Origin of the sequence: Novosphingobium sp. 32-60-15 (assembly GCF_002280675.1) — a bacterium.
Lineage (GTDB): Bacteria > Pseudomonadota > Alphaproteobacteria > Sphingomonadales > Sphingomonadaceae > Novosphingobium.
The window spans coordinates 26202-41585 of sequence record NZ_NCEN01000021.1 but is presented as its reverse complement, the minus strand read 5'-3'; the positions used below and the strand labels follow the sequence as shown (position 1 = coordinate 41585).

Sequence of the window (15384 nt, the reverse complement as noted above, 5' to 3'; positions counted from 1 at the left end):
GCCTTATGGGCAGCGGGCCGTTTCACGTGAAACAAAGGCGGTTGGGTTAGCCGGTGTAGACGCGCTTTTCCTTGATCCGCTTTTGCTTCACAGCAGGAGCGCGGCGCGGGATCGAGCGGCGGCGCACCGGTTCATCGACCCAGCGTTCGGTCACGACGGTGGTTTCAACACAGGGCTTTTGCGGCCCGTTCATCACCGGCACCATCATGTAACCGTAGGGCGCATATCCGCCCGGAGCGCCTTGGGCCTGCACCGAACGCGCATAATCATCGCATTCCTGGCGCAAACCACGGTCTTCGGATTTGTCGATGACGTTGCCGGCAATTGCGCCCACGGCGGCCCCCGCCACCGTACCAAGCACGCGATTGCCACCAGCGATGCGATTGCCCAGAACCCCGCCAACGAGACCGCCAATCAAAGCACCGCCGATGCCACGGTCACCATAGACCTTGCGGCAGCGCTCTTCCATTTCGGCCCAACGCGGATCGGGCTGCTGGTAGGCTTGCTGAGGATAGGCCTGTTGCGGGTAGGCCTGTTGCGGGTAAGCGTAAGGTTGCGCCATCACGGTCATGGGCCACGGCGCGCCCATCATGGGCGGGTAATAGATTGGACCCTGCCCATAGGCTTGGCCATGATAGGCACCCTGCATCGGTGCGGAGTGATGATCCTTCGCCAAGGCGGGCGAGGCGGCGAGTGTGGCGATGACGAGCGCGGCGCTGGTCAATCCGGAAAGGCGCATGCGGCGAAGCATTGATGGTTCCCCCTGGGGCCCGGCGCAGCTTGCACCGGTTGTTAACGGGAAACTTACCATCACATCCCGCAGGAATCCAAGGTTCCCGCAGGCACAGAGTCAGCGCTGTCCCGAATCGGGTCAGGAATTCAGATGCAGGTTACCAATGCCGCCGCCAACGCCTTGATGCCGCGCGCGTCGTCTGGCGTGAAGCGGGCGGGGGAGGGGCTATCAAGATCGATCACCGCGATGACCTGTCCGTCACGCAATACAGGCACGACCAGTTCCGAGCGGCTTTGCGCGTCACAAGCAATGTGGCCGGGGAAGGCGTGGACATCGGGCACCAGTTGGGTTTGGCCGGTGGCGGCTGCGGTGCCGCACACCCCTTGGCCCAGCGCGATGCGGATGCAGGCAGGTTTGCCCACAAACGGGCCGAGAACGAGGCCATCGCCGACCATGCGATAGAACCCGGCCCAATTGAGATCGGGCAGGAATTGCCAGATCAGCGCGGCGACATTGGCCATGTTGGCAACGCCATCAGGCTCGCCATCCGTGAGGGCGCGGGCGGATTCGACAAGATCGGCGTAAAGATCGGCGCTGGACTGGCCGGGGGTGGGGGCAAAGCTGAACATCTTGACCGCCTTAGCGCAACTTGCAGATCATCGCCAACACGTCCCCATTGCCCAAAAGGCTTTGCGGGCATAGATTTGAGCCTATGAACCTTATCAAGAAAATTCTGGTCACGCTGGCCGTGATCCTCGTCCTGTTCGGCATATATGTCGCCTGGTCCATCCGCGGGTCATCTGCACAGTTTTCTTTGCAGGAGACCACCGGAATCCGGCCGAAGCTGGCCACGCCAGATAGCCAGATGATACCGACCATCCGCACCGCTGATCCGATCGGTTGGAAAGATGGCGAAGCGCCAGTTGCAGCCAAGGGCCTGCAAGTGACCCGGTTTGCCGACAAGCTGGACCATCCGCGCACTGTGGTGGTCCTGCCCAACGGGGATGTGCTGGTGGCCGAAACCAATTCACCGCCACGCCCGCAAAGCGGGATTACCGGCGCGGTGATGGGCTATATGATGCGCAAGGTTGGCGCAGGCGGGCCTTCGCCCAACAAGATCGTGCTGCTGCGCGATGGCGATGGCGACGGCAAGGCCGAGCAGCGCTTTGTTATGGAGAACCCGGCACTAAATTCGCCCTATGGCATGGTGCTGCGCGAGGGCCGCTTGCTGGTGGCCAATCATGATGCAGTGCTGTCATTCCCCTACGAACTGGGCCAGACCACGCTTTCTGGCACGCCAGAAAAGCTGGTCGATCTGCCCGGCGGGGGCAATCACTGGGCGCGCAACCTGATCCTCAGCGCGGATGGCAAGCTGTTGTATATCAGCGTCGGGTCTGCATCGAACATTGCCGAGGGCGGGATCGAGGCGGAAAAAGGCCGCGCGATGATTCACGAATATGACTTTGAAAAGAAGCGTATGCGGGAATTCGTGGGCGGCTTGCGCAACCCGAACGGCCTTGATTGGAACCCCAACAGCGAAGAGCTGTGGACCACGGTGAACGAGCGCGACATGCTGGGATCGGACCTTGTGCCTGATTACCTGACCAATGTGCCGTTCGGGGCGAATTATGGCTGGCCGTGGGTCTATTGGAAGCGGAACATCGATTGGCGGGTTGATGCGCCAATGCCGCAATACCTGATGGAATATGTGCGCAAGCCCGAATACGGCCTCGGTTCACACGTCGCGCCACTCGGCCTTGCCTTTGCCAAGGAAGGCAACCGCATGGGCGCAAAGTTTGCCAACGGTGCGTTTGTGGCGCGGCACGGATCGTGGAACCGCCGTCCATTGGCGGGGTATGACGTCGTTTTTGTCGGCTTCGATCAACGCGGTAACGTGTTGAAGCAACCACCGCTTCCCGTGTTGACCGGCTTCCTGTCAGATGATGAAGAAGCGCGCGGACGCCCGACTTGGGTGGCCTTTGCCAAAGATGGCGCATTGCTGGTGAGCGATGATACAGGCGGGGTGATCTGGCGCGTGATCGCTCCGGGCGCACAGCCTGCGCCTGCGCCGGTTGTCCTGCCCAAGCGGGTGGCACCGCCCAAGCCCAAGGGCACGGGACGGTTCATCATGAAGCCGAATGCGGATTCGGAGTTGTTGAGGCCGAAGAATTGATTTTGTTTGGTTGGCTTTAGACTCTGCCCACCCCCAACCCCTCCCGCTTGCGGGAGGGGGGTAAATGCGCTTTTTGGCAGTGGGCAATTACGAAAGCGAACGCCCTGCGCGGCCTGCCAGTTCGTTGACATATTGCCATGCCACACGGCCAGAACGGCCGCCGCGCCGTTTGGACCATTCCAGCGCATCGCCTTCGTCATAGGCAAGGCCGTAATGCGCGGCGTAACCGGCGATAATCGCGAGGTATTCGTCCTGCGTGCAATTGTGGAAGCCGAGGCTGAGGCCGAAGCGGTCGGCAAGGGCGAGGCGATCATCCACCGCATCGCGCAGGTTGATCGGATCATCCTGTTCGGACAAGTGGCGTTCGACAATCGCGCGACGGTTTGACGTCACCGCCAGACGCACATTGGCCGGACGCGCTTCAACCCCGCCTTCCAGCCACGAACGCAGCTTGCGCGCGCCCGATGTGTCACCTGAATCAAACCCCAGATCATCGAGGAAGACGAGGAAGCTGCGGTCTATCCCGCGCAGCTCCGTGAACAATTGCGCCAAACCAGCGTCAGGGCTTGCCTGTACCAGTGCAATCGAACCGGGCAGGGCAGTTTGCGCCGCCAGCGTTGCCGCGCGTAGCAGCGCCGATTTGCCCATGCCGCGCGATCCCCACAGCAGCATGTCATGCGCCGCAGCGCCGCGTGACAGGCGCGCGACGTTTTCAACCACCGCCGTCTTCTGTTTGTCGATCCCCTGCATCAGATCGAGGACAGGGGCATCCAGCCGGTCAATCCCGCGCGCGGACTTGCCGTCCCAGACATAGGCGGGGAAGGCGAGCCAATCGGTTTGCGGGGCGGGCACAGGCGCAAGCCGTTCAAGCGCCTGTGCGATGCGGTTCAAAAGGTCTTCGTTCATCCTGCCAATTCTTCGCTGTCCAGATCATACAAAAGCGCTGCGCCAGCCATGGCCGATGAGCCGAGCCCGCGCGCTTCGGGCACGATCACGCGGTTGAAGAACTTGGTCACGGCGGTTTTGGCGTGAAGCCCCGAAGCACGCGCCTGACAGCCCAATTGCCAACCGGCGACCGCGACTGCGCACATTGTGGTGAAGGGGACCGAGCCTGCAAGCTTGTCATCAAGCGATGCGGTTTCGCTCATCCACTGGCCGATGGCGGCGGCATCTTTGGCCAGAGCGGCCACTTCGGGCACATCTTCCATCTCGGTGGCGATTTGCGCCATCAGGCTTTGCAGCACGCCGCCATTCTCATAACCCAGTTTGCGCGTAACAAGGTCTGCTGCCTGAATGCCGTTGGTGCCTTCATAGATCGGCGCAATGCGCGCATCGCGATAGTGCTGGGCCGCGCCAGTTTCTTCAACAAAGCCCATGCCGCCGTGCACCTGGATGCCAAGGCTGGCGACTTCACAGCCGATGTCCGTTCCCCATGCCTTGAGCATGGGCACGAGCAGTTCGGCACGCTTTTGCGCCGCTTCATTGCCGAGCGTGCCGCGATCCACTTGTCCGGCGGTGTAATAAAGCAGTGCGCGAGAGCCTTCGGTCAAGGCGCGCATCCGCATCAGCATGCGTCGCACGTCTGGATGTTCGATAATCGCCACGGGTGCCTTGCTGGCCGATCCGGCGCGGGCAGATTGCACGCGGTCACGGGCATAGGCGCTGGCTTGTTGCAAGGCGCGCTCGGCAATTTGCACGCCTTGCGAGCCGACGTTGATCCGCGCCGAATTCATCATCGTGAACATGGCGCGCAGGCCGCCATTTTCGTGCCCCACCATCTCGCCAATGCATTCACCGGCATCGCCAAAGGACATGACGCAAGTGGGCGAGGCGTGGATGCCGAGTTTGTGTTCGATCGATACGCAGGTGACATCGTTGCGCGCGCCGATGGAGCCATCCTGTTCCACGTGGAACTTCGGCACGATGAACAGCGTCATGTTCGCCAAAGGTGATGTAGATCTTGGTGCCGGCAATACGGTATTTACCGGCGTGAGGACCTTCGGTGACGGGCGTGGCGGTGGTGCGCAGCGCGCCGACATCCGATCCTGCCTGAGGTTCGGTCAGGTTCATCGTCCCCGACCATTCTCCGCTGATCAGTTTAGGCAGATAGAGCGCCTTTTGCGCGTCCGAACCGTGATGGTCGAGCGCTTCGATGGCGCCGACGGTCAGCATGGGCAGCAAGGTAAAGCCCATGTTGGCCGCGCCGAGCGTTTCCAGCGCAGCCGTTGCAAGCGTGAATGGCAGGCCTTGGCCGCCGAATGCCTCGGGTCCGGCGATGGAGCCCCAGCCTTGTTCGACAAACGCCTTGTAAGCATCAGCATAACCGGCAGGCAGGGTGACAGCACCATTGGCCCACTTTGCCCCCGCCTGATCGCCAATGCGGTGCAGGGGTGCCCATTCACCGGCTGCGAATGCGCCGACACCTTCGACGATGGCTTCGACCAGATCGGGCGTTGCGGCGGCAAAACGCTCGCTTGCGGCAATCTCGTCGATGCCTGCGCTGACCTTGATGGCAAGGATCTGATCGGCGGTTGGCGGCGTGAAGGTCATCGTATCTATCTCCCGTCGGGCAGCGCTTGCACGCGGCCGCCTGCACCCTATAGCGGGAAGCCATGGAGCCGACAAAGCCTTCCAAAGTGCAAACACCTGACAGCGAAGGGCTGTTACAGGCTGCGCAGATCATCCGCGCAAGCGGCACGGTCGCCGTGCCGACCGAGACGGTCTATGGCCTGGCCGCGCGGGCGGACGACGATGGCGCAGTCGCTGGCATCTATCGCGCCAAGGGCAGGCCCGATTTCAATCCGTTGATCGTGCATGTGCCTGACGTTACGGCAGCGCACCGTCTTGCGGTGTTTGATGATCGCGCCAATACGTTGGCAGATGCGTTCTGGCCGGGGCCTTTGACTATGGTCCTGCCCCGCCGTGACGATGCCGGATTGGCCGCCGCCGTGAGCGCGGGACTGCCAACGGTGGCCATTCGTTGCCCCGCCCATCCGGTGATGCTGGCCCTGTTGAAAAATTGTGGATACCCGCTGGCGGCACCATCAGCCAATCGCAGTGGCGGGGTGAGCCCGACCAGCGCCGCCCATGTGGCCGATTCGCTGGGGGACCGGGTCGATCTGATTCTGGATGGCGGGGCAACGGCGCAGGGCATTGAATCAACCATCGTGGCTTTGCGCGATGATGGTTCTTGGGCGATTCTGCGTCCCGGCCCTGTGACCGAAGCGCAGATTGCCGGTGTGCTGGGCGGAGTGAGTGCCGCCATGACGTCATCAAAAATCGAAGCGCCGGGGCAGTTGGCCAGCCATTATGCGCCGGGAAAGCCGGTGCGGCTTGAAGCTGCAAACGCGGCTGCGGACGAGTTTATGATCGGCTTTGACAAGGTGGCAGGAGCCGTATCGCTATCGCCTACCGGCGATTTGGCCGAGGCGGCGGCGCGGCTTTATGCTTGCCTGCATTTGGGTGCGACGGCCGAGCAGCCGCGTATCGCCATCGCGCCAATCCCGCACGACGGCATTGGCGTGGCAATCAATGACCGGCTGCGCCGAGCAGCAGCTTAATTCCGTTCGTAGGGGACAGAGCTGCGCATGGCGTTCATCTCGCCGTAGATTTCGCGGGCAGTGTCGCACGCATCATCATTGCCACGGTCACACCTGCGCAGGGCGCGGTCATAATCGCGTGACAGTTCGCCATAGCGTTCTTCACGCTGGCGGATTTCGCGCCCGCGGCGTTGGTCGCGTTCAGATTGGCTGACGGTGACGCGGTCATAGACCCCCGCGGTGGTATTCACCGCATTGGCACCGGCGCGCACGGGCATCGTCACCAGATCAAACGCGCTCTTCGCAACACATCCGGGCAGTACGGCCAGGATCAAGGCAACATTGACAGTCCGCAATCTCATGTGACGTTCCCCGATCCTGTCAAACACAGTCGCGCGGGGTCTATAGCAGGGCGAACATTGACGGTATGTGATCAAACACGCGTGGTGCCGTATTTATTTCACGGTCTGTCGGACGCTTCACTGCTGTCTGTTGCGGGTGTGACGCCGTTTTCGCACACCAACTTGCCTGATCCGACAGAATTGACCTTGCAGGTGGCGCGGCCAAACACGCGAACTTCACCCGAGCCAACGATGTTGGCGTTGACGTTCCCGTTCGAGGCGAAGCGCGCATTGCCTGATCCGGCGACATCGACTTTCACCTCGTCGGCGTTCAAACCATCCATTTCAGCATCGCCGCTGCCCGCCACAGTCAGCTTCATGGCCTTGGTCTTGCCTCCCGCGCGCAACTTGCCCGAGCCGACCACATTGATATCAAGTTTGGGGGTATCAATCGCGCGCGCTTCGACGATCCCTGAACCGGCGACCACGATTTTCGCTTCCGGGCCGCCCATTTGATCAGCGATGACATTGCCTGAACCTGCAAGCACGATCTCGCTAAGCAGCGGCAGGGTGACATTGACCGTGGCGGCGCGCTGGGTTGTGCCGATCTTCCAATCGTCATGGACAATGCCAAGCCCGCCTTCTGACAAGGCAAATCGCAGCTTGTCAGCACTTTCGCCCTCAACCGTGATCGCCAGTTTGTCACCGCGCACGACGCGCACATTTTCGGGGCCAAACAGCGTAATTGCGGTGGGGGCAGGGCCAGTCATATCGAGTTCGGCCAGTGGCACGCCCTTTTTGCCATCGAACGCAATGTTTGCTGCGTCACACCCGGCAAGCGCCGTAGCCAACCCCAACATCGCGACACCAGCGACGGCACGAACGAGCGTTTGCAACATGACCTTAATCCTTCTCACTGTGTTAGGGGTGTAACACGGTGATGCGGTATGCGCCATGTCATTGGTAGAGCGGGGCGGGGCGTTGATCGGACAACGTTGTAAAGAGGGGTTTCGCGCAGAGACGCTGAGGAAGCAGAGAACGCTGAGAAACAAGTCATCGCCTCTGCGAGCTCCTGTTCCTCTGCGCCTCTGCGCGAAACAAAAATCCGAAGCGGAGGCTGCCAGCATCATCCGCCAAAGCGGGCGAGGTCGTGCTTGGAGCTGACACAAACCCAAAAAAGGCCCCCGGTTTCCCGGAGACCTGTTTTGCAACGCAAGAATTGCGAAACAGCGTTATGCCGCTGGTGTTTCGTAGTACTTTGGCGCGTGTTCGTTGAGGATTTCGAGGATCTTCTTGAGCGCAGCAGGCTCGTCCGTCTTTTCCATGGCGGCGAGTTCACGCGCGAGGCGTGACGATGCCGCTTCGAAGATCTGGCGTTCGGAGTAGGACTGTTCGGGCTGATCATCAGCGCGGAACAGATCGCGGGTCACTTCGGCGATGGAAACCAGATCACCTGAATTGATCTTTGCTTCGTATTCCTGGGCGCGGCGCGACCACATCGTGCGCTTGACCTTGGGCTTGCCCTTCAGCGTATCGAGCGCTTCGCGCAGCGTCTTGTCAGACGACAGCTTGCGCATGCCGATCGATTCAACCTTGTTTACAGGAACGCGCAAGGTCATGCGTTCTTTTTCAAAGCGCAGAACATAAAGCTGGAGCTTCATGCCGGCAATTTCTTCGTCCTGAAGCTCGACCACGCGGCCGACACCATGCTTTGGATAAACGACGTAGTCCCCAACATCGAAGGCGAGAGCCTTGACTGCCATTGGTATTCCTTTCGACGCGGCACAGACGAGCCAACGGTCACAGGGTGCTTCATCGGGGAAAAAGCAGCAAGGCACCGCCCATCAGGCAGTCTTGCGAGGCCCAGCGATCCGTTTGCTTTTGTTGTCCTGCCTTTTCGTGGTGAAAAGGCGCCGGACAGGGTTGAACCCACCGGCGCTTGGCAGGCTTACTAACACTTCTGCAACAATTTTACCAGCCCCGTGTGTGCAGCGCACTGTAAATCGTTTGTTGCCGCCATTTCAGCGGCAACACCGTGCATTACCAGACAGGGTGGAAAGGGGTGGCAGGCGTCAGATCAATCACCTTCGCCAGGTTCAGCCGAGAAGTACTTGTCGAACTTTCCGTCTTCGCCCTTATGCTCATCAGCATCGGCGGGCGCGTCCTTCTTGGCGGTGATATTGGGCCATTCCGCCGAATATTTGGTGTTCAGTTCCAGCCACTGCTCAAGGCCCGATTCGGTGTCAGGCAGAATCGCTTCGGCAGGGCATTCGGGTTCGCAAACGCCGCAATCGATGCATTCGCTGGGGTTGATTACCAGCATGTTTTCGCCTTCATAGAAGCAGTCGACGGGGCAAACCTCGACGCAATCCATGAATTTGCAGCGGATGCAGGCGTCTGTGACGACGTAGGTCATGGCGAATTTCGTCCCTCAGTAACTCTTTAAGGCCGTGCTAGAGGCGTTGCACCCAGATCGTCAAGCACCCGATAGCACCCCTGCGCTTCTAATGCGGGTCCACGGCGTTCAGGAATGCTCAAAACCTCGATCACGCTTACGCGGGTGGGCAAAGGCAAGACCAGCACATCGCCGCATTTCACATCGGCACTGGGGCGTTCCACACGGCGGCCGTTCAGACGGATGTGGCCATCAGCCACCCAGTTTTGCGCCATTCCGCGCGATCCGGAAAACCGCAAAAACCAAAGCACCTTGTCGATCCGCAACTGCGCCTCTCCCCTATCGTGTCACAAGTTCTGCCAAGGCCGCAAAAGCCCCTGTTGGCGGCGGCAAAGAAATCGCTTCAGGCGCTGCGCCTGTGCGCACCGGGCGCCATTCCCATAGCGGCGGCATGGCTGGACCCTGCGCCCCTTCAGACAGGGCACGGCCCATAAATACGCGAAAGCCACCGGCCCGCAGCAAGGCGGCAAAGCTGGCGGTGGATAGCCCCATCGAGCGCGCCACACCCGGATCAAGGTAGAACCGCCGCCCCTTGGTTGCCAGACGCGTGCGATGTGCCGCGTGCAGCAGCTTTTCAGCCAGATCAACGCGCAAGCATTCAGCGCCGAGGCGGCGATAGCCCAGCGGCGGTTCTTTGCCGATGATGACGGGGCTGGCCGATACAGGCGCGGCAAGCGGGCGGGCTCCCCACACCGTTGCCAGCGTCGCCCAAAGTTTTAGGGGTGCTGGCCGCAACATGGCAGGCACGAACAGATCAAGCGCACCAATCCGCACGCCCAGCTTCTTCATGCGATCGCGTTGTGGGCCATCAAGCCGGTCCAGCCCGGAATCCTCGCGTGGCAATATGCCGCCTGCCTCAACCAGATGGAGAAGCAATGCCCGCAAGTTTGCACCGGAATCACTGGCGCGGCTCGCCTCTGCCAGATTGACCAAGGGACCGAGCAGGCGGGCAACATGGGCCGTGAACCAATCTTGCAATGCCTGCAAAACACGGCCTTTCAGCAGCGGTGGAAACCGGTCCAGCGTGGCGTCGGGCTTGATCCTGGGTTCCAGCAATCCGCGCCCGCGTTCCAGTTTGGCCACGGTAATGCCGCGCCAAACCAGCGCCGCATTTTCTACCGTCAAACCGTCAGGCTCTTTGGCACTGGCCAGAAGTTCAACCGCGCGCGTTTCAAACAACGCGGGCAAATGCCGTTCTGCTGCCGCCAGCAACAGCTTGCGGTCTGCCGCGCGGGCGAGGGGATCAACCACGAAGCGGAAGCCTTCGAGATGGCCGATGGGTTCATCATCCACCAGTACGGCACCGGAATCTGACAGGCGCACCGGCAATAGCCCCGCGTCAGACCCCGCCTTGCGCATCAATACCGTGGTGCGGCGATTGACAAAGCGTTCGGTCAGCCGCGCGTGAAGCGCATCGGACAGGCGGGTTTCCACAGCGCGGGCGCGGGCCGACATTTCGTCCTTGGCCAGCACCCAATCGGCACGCTGGGCGATATAGGACCATGACCGGATCGCGGAAATGCGGCCTTGCAGCGTGTCGATATCGCCTGAAGGAATATCAAGCTGGGCAATGGCCTGCGCCACGTAATCCGCCCCCAGATATCCGTGGCGCAAATCCTGCCACAACCGCGCGACAAAGCGGCTGTGGGTTTCTGCGCCTTGCTGGCGGAAATCGGGCAAGCGGCACACGTCCCAGAACCGCTGGACCGCACGAGGCCCACGAATGTCTGATGTGTCCGGCTCTTCCGACAAACGCTTTAATACCGCCAGGTCAATGGACTGGGGTGGAATGTGCAATTCGCTGCGTGGTGGCAGGCTTTCAAGGTCCTCGATCAGCGTGGCGAGGCTGTCGAAACGCGGCTCTGCCTCACGCCAGAACAGTTTGGTCAGCGGCGGGAAGCGGTGTTCTTCAATCGCATAGACTTCTTCTTCGGAAAATTCGGGATCATGCCCGCCCATTCCTGCCAGCGTTCCGAACGTGCCATCGCGCTGATGGCGGCCCGCACGGCCTGCAATCTGCGCCATCTCTGCGGTGGTCAGGCGGCGGTGGCGGTGGCCATCGTATTTGGAAAGGCCCGCAAAGGCGACGTGATGGACATCGAGGTTCAGGCCCATACCGATGGCATCGGTTGCCACCAGATAATCAACCTCGCCCGACTGGTACATCGCGACCTGGGCATTGCGTGTTTGCGGGGACAGCGCGCCCATGACCACGGCTGCGCCACCACGGAACCGGCGCAGCATTTCGGCCATAACATAGACCTGTTCAGCACTGAACGCGACAATCGCGCTGCGCGGGGGAATGCGCGAAAGCTTCTTTGCGCCGATGTGCGTCAGTGTGGAAAAGCGCGGGCGGGAAATGATTTCTGCCTCGGGCACCAAGGCCTTGATCATCGGCTGCAAGGTGGCCGATCCCAGCAGCATGGTTTCTTCGCGGCCCCGCGTGTGGAGCAACCGGTCTGTGAACACGTGGCCGCGTTCGGGATCGGCAGAGAGTTGCGCTTCATCCAGCGCGACAAAGGCCAGATCGGGCCTGCTCGGCATGGCCTCGACCGTGCACAAGTGCCAGCGCGCGCCTTTAGGCTCGATGCGTTCCTCGCCGGTGATCAGCGCGACGTTTTCGGGGCCTTTGATGGCGCAAACGCGGTCATAAACTTCGCGCGCCAGAAGCCGCAGCGGAAAGCCGATGGCGCCCGATGAATGCGCGCACAACCGCTCAATCGCCAAGTGGGTTTTGCCGGTATTGGTGGGGCCAAGCACCGCCTTGACCACTCCGGTATGAGCGGTTCGCCGGATCTGCGCTGGCGTGCGGTTGGCCATGGATGGGAATGTGGCGGGCTTGGTGCCGGTTAACAAGCGCGCGGTGTGAATTTATCCCCTGCCCGAAGGGGTGATTTAATAAGAAGGGCGTTTGACAACAGGCCCTCCCCCGGCCCCTCCCGTAAACGGGAGGGGGGATTGGAGAAAGGCCCGGATTTCTCCGGGCCTTGGGTTATTGATTCATCGTGGCGAAGAAATCTTCGTTGGTCTTGGATTCCTTCATCTTGTCGAGCAGGAATTCCATCGCGTCGATTGTGCCCATCTGCATCAGGATGCGGCGCAGGACCCACATTTTGCTGAGCTGGTCCTTGGCGACGAGCAGTTCTTCCTTGCGGGTACCGCTCTTGCCCACGTCCAATGCGGGGAAGATACGTTTGTCGGCAACCTTGCGGTCGAGCACGATTTCCGAGTTGCCGGTGCCCTTGAATTCTTCAAAGATCACTTCGTCCATACGGCTGCCGGTATCGATCAGCGCGGTGGCGATGATGGAAAGCGAACCGCCCTCTTCGATGTTGCGCGCAGCACCGAAGAAACGCTTGGGACGTTGCAGGGCGTTGGCATCGACACCGCCGGTCAGGACTTTACCCGATGATGGCACGACGGTGTTGTAAGCACGGCCAAGGCGCGTGATCGAATCCAGCAGGATCACCACGTCGCGCTTGTGTTCGACCAGACGCTTGGCCTTTTCAATCACCATTTCAGCAACCTGCACGTGGCGGGTGGCAGGCTCGTCGAAGGTTGAGGAAATGACCTCGCCCTTCACGCTGCGCTGCATGTCGGTGACTTCTTCCGGGCGTTCATCGACCAGCAGGACGATCAGGAACACTTCGGGATGATTGTCAGTGATGGCCTTGGCCATGTTTTGCAGCAGCACGGTTTTACCGGTGCGGGGCGGCGCCACGATCAGCGCGCGCTGGCCCTTGCCCTGCGGGCTGACCAGATCGATCACGCGGGCCGATTTGTCCTTGACCGTGGGATCAAGCGTATCAAGGCGCAGGCGCTCGTTCGGGTAAAGCGGGGTCAGGTTATCGAAGTTGACGCGGTGGCGCACGGCATCAGGATCATCAAAGTTGACCTTGATCAGCCGCGTGATCGAGAAATAGCGTTCGCCATCCTTGGGCGCGCGCACTTCGCCTTCCACGGTATCACCCGTGCGCAGGCCCCATTTGCGGACCTGGTTTGGCGAAACGTAAATGTCGTCAGGCCCGGCAAGGTAATTGGCTTCAGGGCTGCGCAGGAAGCCGAACCCGTCGGGCAGGACTTCGATGGTGCCGATGCCAAGGATTTCCTCGCCGTCTTCGGCCATTTCCTTGAGGATGGCGAACATCAGGTCTTGACGGCGCAGCGTGCTGGCGCCTTCGACCTCAAGCTCTTCGGCCATCTGGACCAGCTCGGCGGGGGTTTTTTTCTTCAATTCTTTCAAATGCATATCACGTGTATCCAAAGCAAAAGCTGGAAATGGCCGGAAGCCTCTAAGGGGCTTGGAGAAAGCGAGAGGGCGGCTGCACCGAGGCAGCACATCTGTTTCCGGTGGGTCGCGGAATATGCCTGTGGGGCCGGTTAGTCAATCGGGGTGATCGTTAACGCAAAGAAGTTCGTTTCGCGCAGAGGGAAAGGAGAAGCGCAGAGAATGTAAAAAATCTGCGAAGCAGAAATGTTCGACGAAAATTGGCTGCATCTGGCCAACTGCCAAATCCCTGCGGCCTCTTTTTCCACTGCGTCTCTGCGCGAAACCCTTTTCAAATTCTGCCGAACTTAAAAAGGCTTCACGATCACGAGAATGACGATCAGCGCCGCTGCAATGCCGGGGATTTCATTGAGCAGGCGCAGTTTCTTGCCTGTCAGCTTGCGCTGTCCGGCGGCAAGCAGTTGCGCGTAATTGGCAAGCCAGAAGTGATAAGCGGTGAGGGCCAGGACTGCGGCAAGCTTGGCGTGGAACCAGCCTTGCTGGAACGCATCGATGCTGACCGCAAGCGCAAGACCGAGTACCCACACCACAACCAGCGCAGGCCACATGATGATCTTCATCAGCTTGCGCTCACGGTCTACCCAGATGGCGTTTTCGGGCGAACCTTCAGGCGCTTCCTGATGATAGACGAAGAACCGGGGCAGCATGAACAGACCCGCCATCCAGAAGATCACGAAAATGAGATGGCCGGCCTTCAACCAAAGATAGATCATCGCCAATACCTGCTGCATGATTTGCGGTTCCGCGCTGCCCGTCTCGACGCCCTGCCATTATTTTGGCGGGACATCGATAGTTTGCAAGGGTCGCGAAAGGGCAGTTGTTACCGCGACCAGCCGCGCACGATCTTCAGAAGCTGTTCGACGTGTTCGATGGGCGTGAACTGGCCGATGCCATGGCCCAGATTGAACACGTGTGGCCGGTCGGCAAAAGCTTCAAGCACGCGGATGGTGTGGGCTTCGAGTTCCGCACCGCCCGATAGCAGCAAAAGCGGATCGAGATTGCCCTGAACCGGCATGCCTGCGGGCAATTCGCGCGCAGCCCACAGCGGATCGATGGTTTCATCCACGCCCACCGCATTGACGCCGGTTTCACGGGCATAGGCCGCCAGCTTTTCACCGGCGCCTTTTGGAAAACCGATCACGGGCACATGCGGATAGCGGCGCTGCATTTCCGCGGCGATTTTGGCGTTGGGGGCGATTACCCAGCGTTCGAACTGCGCAGGGGCAAGACTGCCCGCCCAGGAATCAAACAATTGCAGGCCTTCTGCGCCCGCTTCGACCTGACCCGAAAGGTATTCGATGGTCACATCGGTGATGGCATCGATGATGGCCTGGAACGCCTGCGGATCGCGATAGGCCATGGCGCGCGTGTCGTGATGATCGCGGCTGCCTTCGCCAGCGACCATATACGTGGCAACGGTCCACGGACTTCCTGCAAAGCCCAGCAGGGTCGTCTCAGGGCCTAACTGGGCCTTGACCTTGGCCACGGTCTCATAAATCGGCGCAAGACGCTCAGGCACGGCTGTGAGGCTGTTTAAGGCGGCATCGACGAGCTTGGGGGAAAGGTGAGGACCTTCGCCTGCCAGGAACTGCAAATCCTGACCCATCGCATAAGGGACGATCAGGATGTCCGAAAACAGGATCGCGCCGTCAAAGCCGAAACGCCGGATGGGCTGGACCGTAACTTCGGCAGCAGCATCGGTATCGTAGACCAGCGCCAGGAACCCGCCACGCTCTGCACGCAGTTCGCGATACTCGGGAAGGTAGCGTCCGGCCTGACGCATGAGCCAGATCGGACGACTGGCAAGATTGGCACCTTGAAGCGTATCGAGAAGTGGGCCGGGCATCGCGGGTTT

14 protein-coding genes and 1 pseudogene are annotated in these 15384 nt (G+C 60.6%); 2 read left to right on the top strand and 13 right to left on the bottom strand.

Annotation, left to right across the window (positions count from 1 at the left end; all coding sequences use genetic code 11):
• Nucleotides 1-46: 46 nt before the first annotated feature.
• Both B7Y89_RS14085 and B7Y89_RS14080 read right to left on the bottom strand, forming a co-directional pair.
• Nucleotides 47-751 (bottom strand): glycine zipper 2TM domain-containing protein, encoded by a 705-nt coding sequence (locus B7Y89_RS14085; protein ID WP_292939132.1) that lies wholly within the window; start codon nt 749-751, stop codon nt 47-49.
• A gap of 128 nt (nt 752-879) precedes the next feature.
• Nucleotides 880-1362: a GAF domain-containing protein gene (locus B7Y89_RS14080; protein WP_292939131.1), complete on the bottom strand. Its 483-nt coding sequence runs from the start codon at nt 1360-1362 to the stop codon at nt 880-882.
• Nucleotides 1363-1445: 83 nt separating this feature from the next.
• On the opposite strand from B7Y89_RS14080, the gene B7Y89_RS14075 reads away from it, so the two are divergent.
• Complete coding sequence (locus tag B7Y89_RS14075; RefSeq protein WP_292939130.1) at nt 1446-2906, top strand: sorbosone dehydrogenase family protein; 1461 nt, start codon at nt 1446-1448, stop codon at nt 2904-2906.
• Between the two features lie 87 nt (nt 2907-2993).
• On the opposite strand, the gene B7Y89_RS14070 is transcribed toward B7Y89_RS14075, so the two are convergent.
• Nucleotides 2994-3812, bottom strand: coding sequence for a DUF815 domain-containing protein (locus B7Y89_RS14070; protein WP_292939129.1), 819 nt, complete (start codon nt 3810-3812; stop codon nt 2994-2996).
• Nucleotides 3809-5456 (bottom strand): annotated as a pseudogene (locus B7Y89_RS14065) (acyl-CoA dehydrogenase family protein). Before B7Y89_RS14065 ends, B7Y89_RS14070 begins: the two are co-directional and overlap by 4 nt.
• 62 nt (nt 5457-5518) lie before the next feature.
• Between B7Y89_RS14065 and B7Y89_RS14060 the strand changes: the two are divergent.
• The gene (locus B7Y89_RS14060) at nt 5519-6466 is read left to right on the top strand and encodes an L-threonylcarbamoyladenylate synthase (RefSeq protein ID WP_292939128.1); all 948 of its coding nucleotides are present in this window, start codon (nt 5519-5521) and stop codon (nt 6464-6466) included.
• Here the strand turns inward: B7Y89_RS14060 and B7Y89_RS14055 are convergent.
• The 9 genes from B7Y89_RS14055 to hemE all read right to left on the bottom strand — a co-directional run bounded on the left by B7Y89_RS14055 (nt 6463) and on the right by hemE (nt 15375).
• The gene (locus B7Y89_RS14055) at nt 6463-6807 is read right to left on the bottom strand and encodes a hypothetical protein (RefSeq protein WP_292939127.1); all 345 of its coding nucleotides are present in this window, start codon (nt 6805-6807) and stop codon (nt 6463-6465) included. The genes B7Y89_RS14060 and B7Y89_RS14055 overlap by 4 nt on opposite strands.
• 98 nt (nt 6808-6905) lie before the next feature.
• On the bottom strand, nt 6906-7685 hold the full coding sequence (locus B7Y89_RS14050; RefSeq protein WP_292939126.1) for a head GIN domain-containing protein: 780 nt from the start codon (nt 7683-7685) through the stop codon (nt 6906-6908).
• Between the two features lie 333 nt (nt 7686-8018).
• Nucleotides 8019-8549 (bottom strand): CarD family transcriptional regulator, encoded by a 531-nt coding sequence (locus B7Y89_RS14045; RefSeq protein ID WP_292939125.1) that lies wholly within the window; start codon nt 8547-8549, stop codon nt 8019-8021.
• A 314-nt stretch (nt 8550-8863) separates the two neighbouring features.
• Complete coding sequence (gene fdxA, locus B7Y89_RS14040; protein WP_292939124.1) at nt 8864-9202, bottom strand: ferredoxin FdxA; 339 nt, start codon at nt 9200-9202, stop codon at nt 8864-8866.
• A gap of 26 nt (nt 9203-9228) precedes the next feature.
• Nucleotides 9229-9507: an RNA-binding S4 domain-containing protein gene (locus B7Y89_RS14035; RefSeq protein WP_292939123.1), complete on the bottom strand. Its 279-nt coding sequence runs from the start codon at nt 9505-9507 to the stop codon at nt 9229-9231.
• Between the two features lie 13 nt (nt 9508-9520).
• Nucleotides 9521-12061, bottom strand: a complete 2541-nt coding sequence (locus B7Y89_RS14030) for a helicase-related protein (protein WP_292939122.1) — start codon at nt 12059-12061, stop codon at nt 9521-9523.
• Between the two features lie 172 nt (nt 12062-12233).
• Nucleotides 12234-13490: a transcription termination factor Rho gene (gene rho, locus B7Y89_RS14025; protein WP_054109228.1), complete on the bottom strand. Its 1257-nt coding sequence runs from the start codon at nt 13488-13490 to the stop codon at nt 12234-12236.
• 326 nt (nt 13491-13816) lie between these two features.
• Entirely contained in the window at nt 13817-14260 is a 444-nt protein-coding gene (locus B7Y89_RS14020; protein WP_292939121.1) for a CopD family protein, read from the bottom strand.
• A gap of 89 nt (nt 14261-14349) precedes the next feature.
• Nucleotides 14350-15375, bottom strand: a complete 1026-nt coding sequence (gene hemE, locus B7Y89_RS14015) for a uroporphyrinogen decarboxylase (protein WP_292939120.1) — start codon at nt 15373-15375, stop codon at nt 14350-14352.
• Between the last annotated feature and the right edge of the window lie 9 nt (nt 15376-15384).

Coding starts and splice junctions, on each gene's coding strand:
- B7Y89_RS14085 (WP_292939132.1), bottom strand. CDS start 751: ATGCTTCGCCGCATGCGCCTTTCCGGATTGACCAGCGCCGCGCTCGTC.
- B7Y89_RS14080 (WP_292939131.1), bottom strand. CDS start 1,362: ATGTTCAGCTTTGCCCCCACCCCCGGCCAGTCCAGCGCCGATCTTTAC.
- B7Y89_RS14075 (WP_292939130.1), top strand. CDS start 1,446: ATGAACCTTATCAAGAAAATTCTGGTCACGCTGGCCGTGATCCTCGTC.
- B7Y89_RS14070 (WP_292939129.1), bottom strand. CDS start 3,812: ATGAACGAAGACCTTTTGAACCGCATCGCACAGGCGCTTGAACGGCTT.
- B7Y89_RS14060 (WP_292939128.1), top strand. CDS start 5,519: ATGGAGCCGACAAAGCCTTCCAAAGTGCAAACACCTGACAGCGAAGGG.
- B7Y89_RS14055 (WP_292939127.1), bottom strand. CDS start 6,807: ATGAGATTGCGGACTGTCAATGTTGCCTTGATCCTGGCCGTACTGCCC.
- B7Y89_RS14050 (WP_292939126.1), bottom strand. CDS start 7,685: ATGTTGCAAACGCTCGTTCGTGCCGTCGCTGGTGTCGCGATGTTGGGG.
- B7Y89_RS14045 (WP_292939125.1), bottom strand. CDS start 8,549: ATGGCAGTCAAGGCTCTCGCCTTCGATGTTGGGGACTACGTCGTTTAT.
- fdxA (WP_292939124.1), bottom strand. CDS start 9,202: ATGACCTACGTCGTCACAGACGCCTGCATCCGCTGCAAATTCATGGAT.
- B7Y89_RS14030 (WP_292939122.1), bottom strand. CDS start 12,061: ATGGCCAACCGCACGCCAGCGCAGATCCGGCGAACCGCTCATACCGGA.
- rho (WP_054109228.1), bottom strand. CDS start 13,490: ATGCATTTGAAAGAATTGAAGAAAAAAACCCCCGCCGAGCTGGTCCAG.
- B7Y89_RS14020 (WP_292939121.1), bottom strand. CDS start 14,260: ATGCAGCAGGTATTGGCGATGATCTATCTTTGGTTGAAGGCCGGCCAT.
- hemE (WP_292939120.1), bottom strand. CDS start 15,375: ATGCCCGGCCCACTTCTCGATACGCTTCAAGGTGCCAATCTTGCCAGT.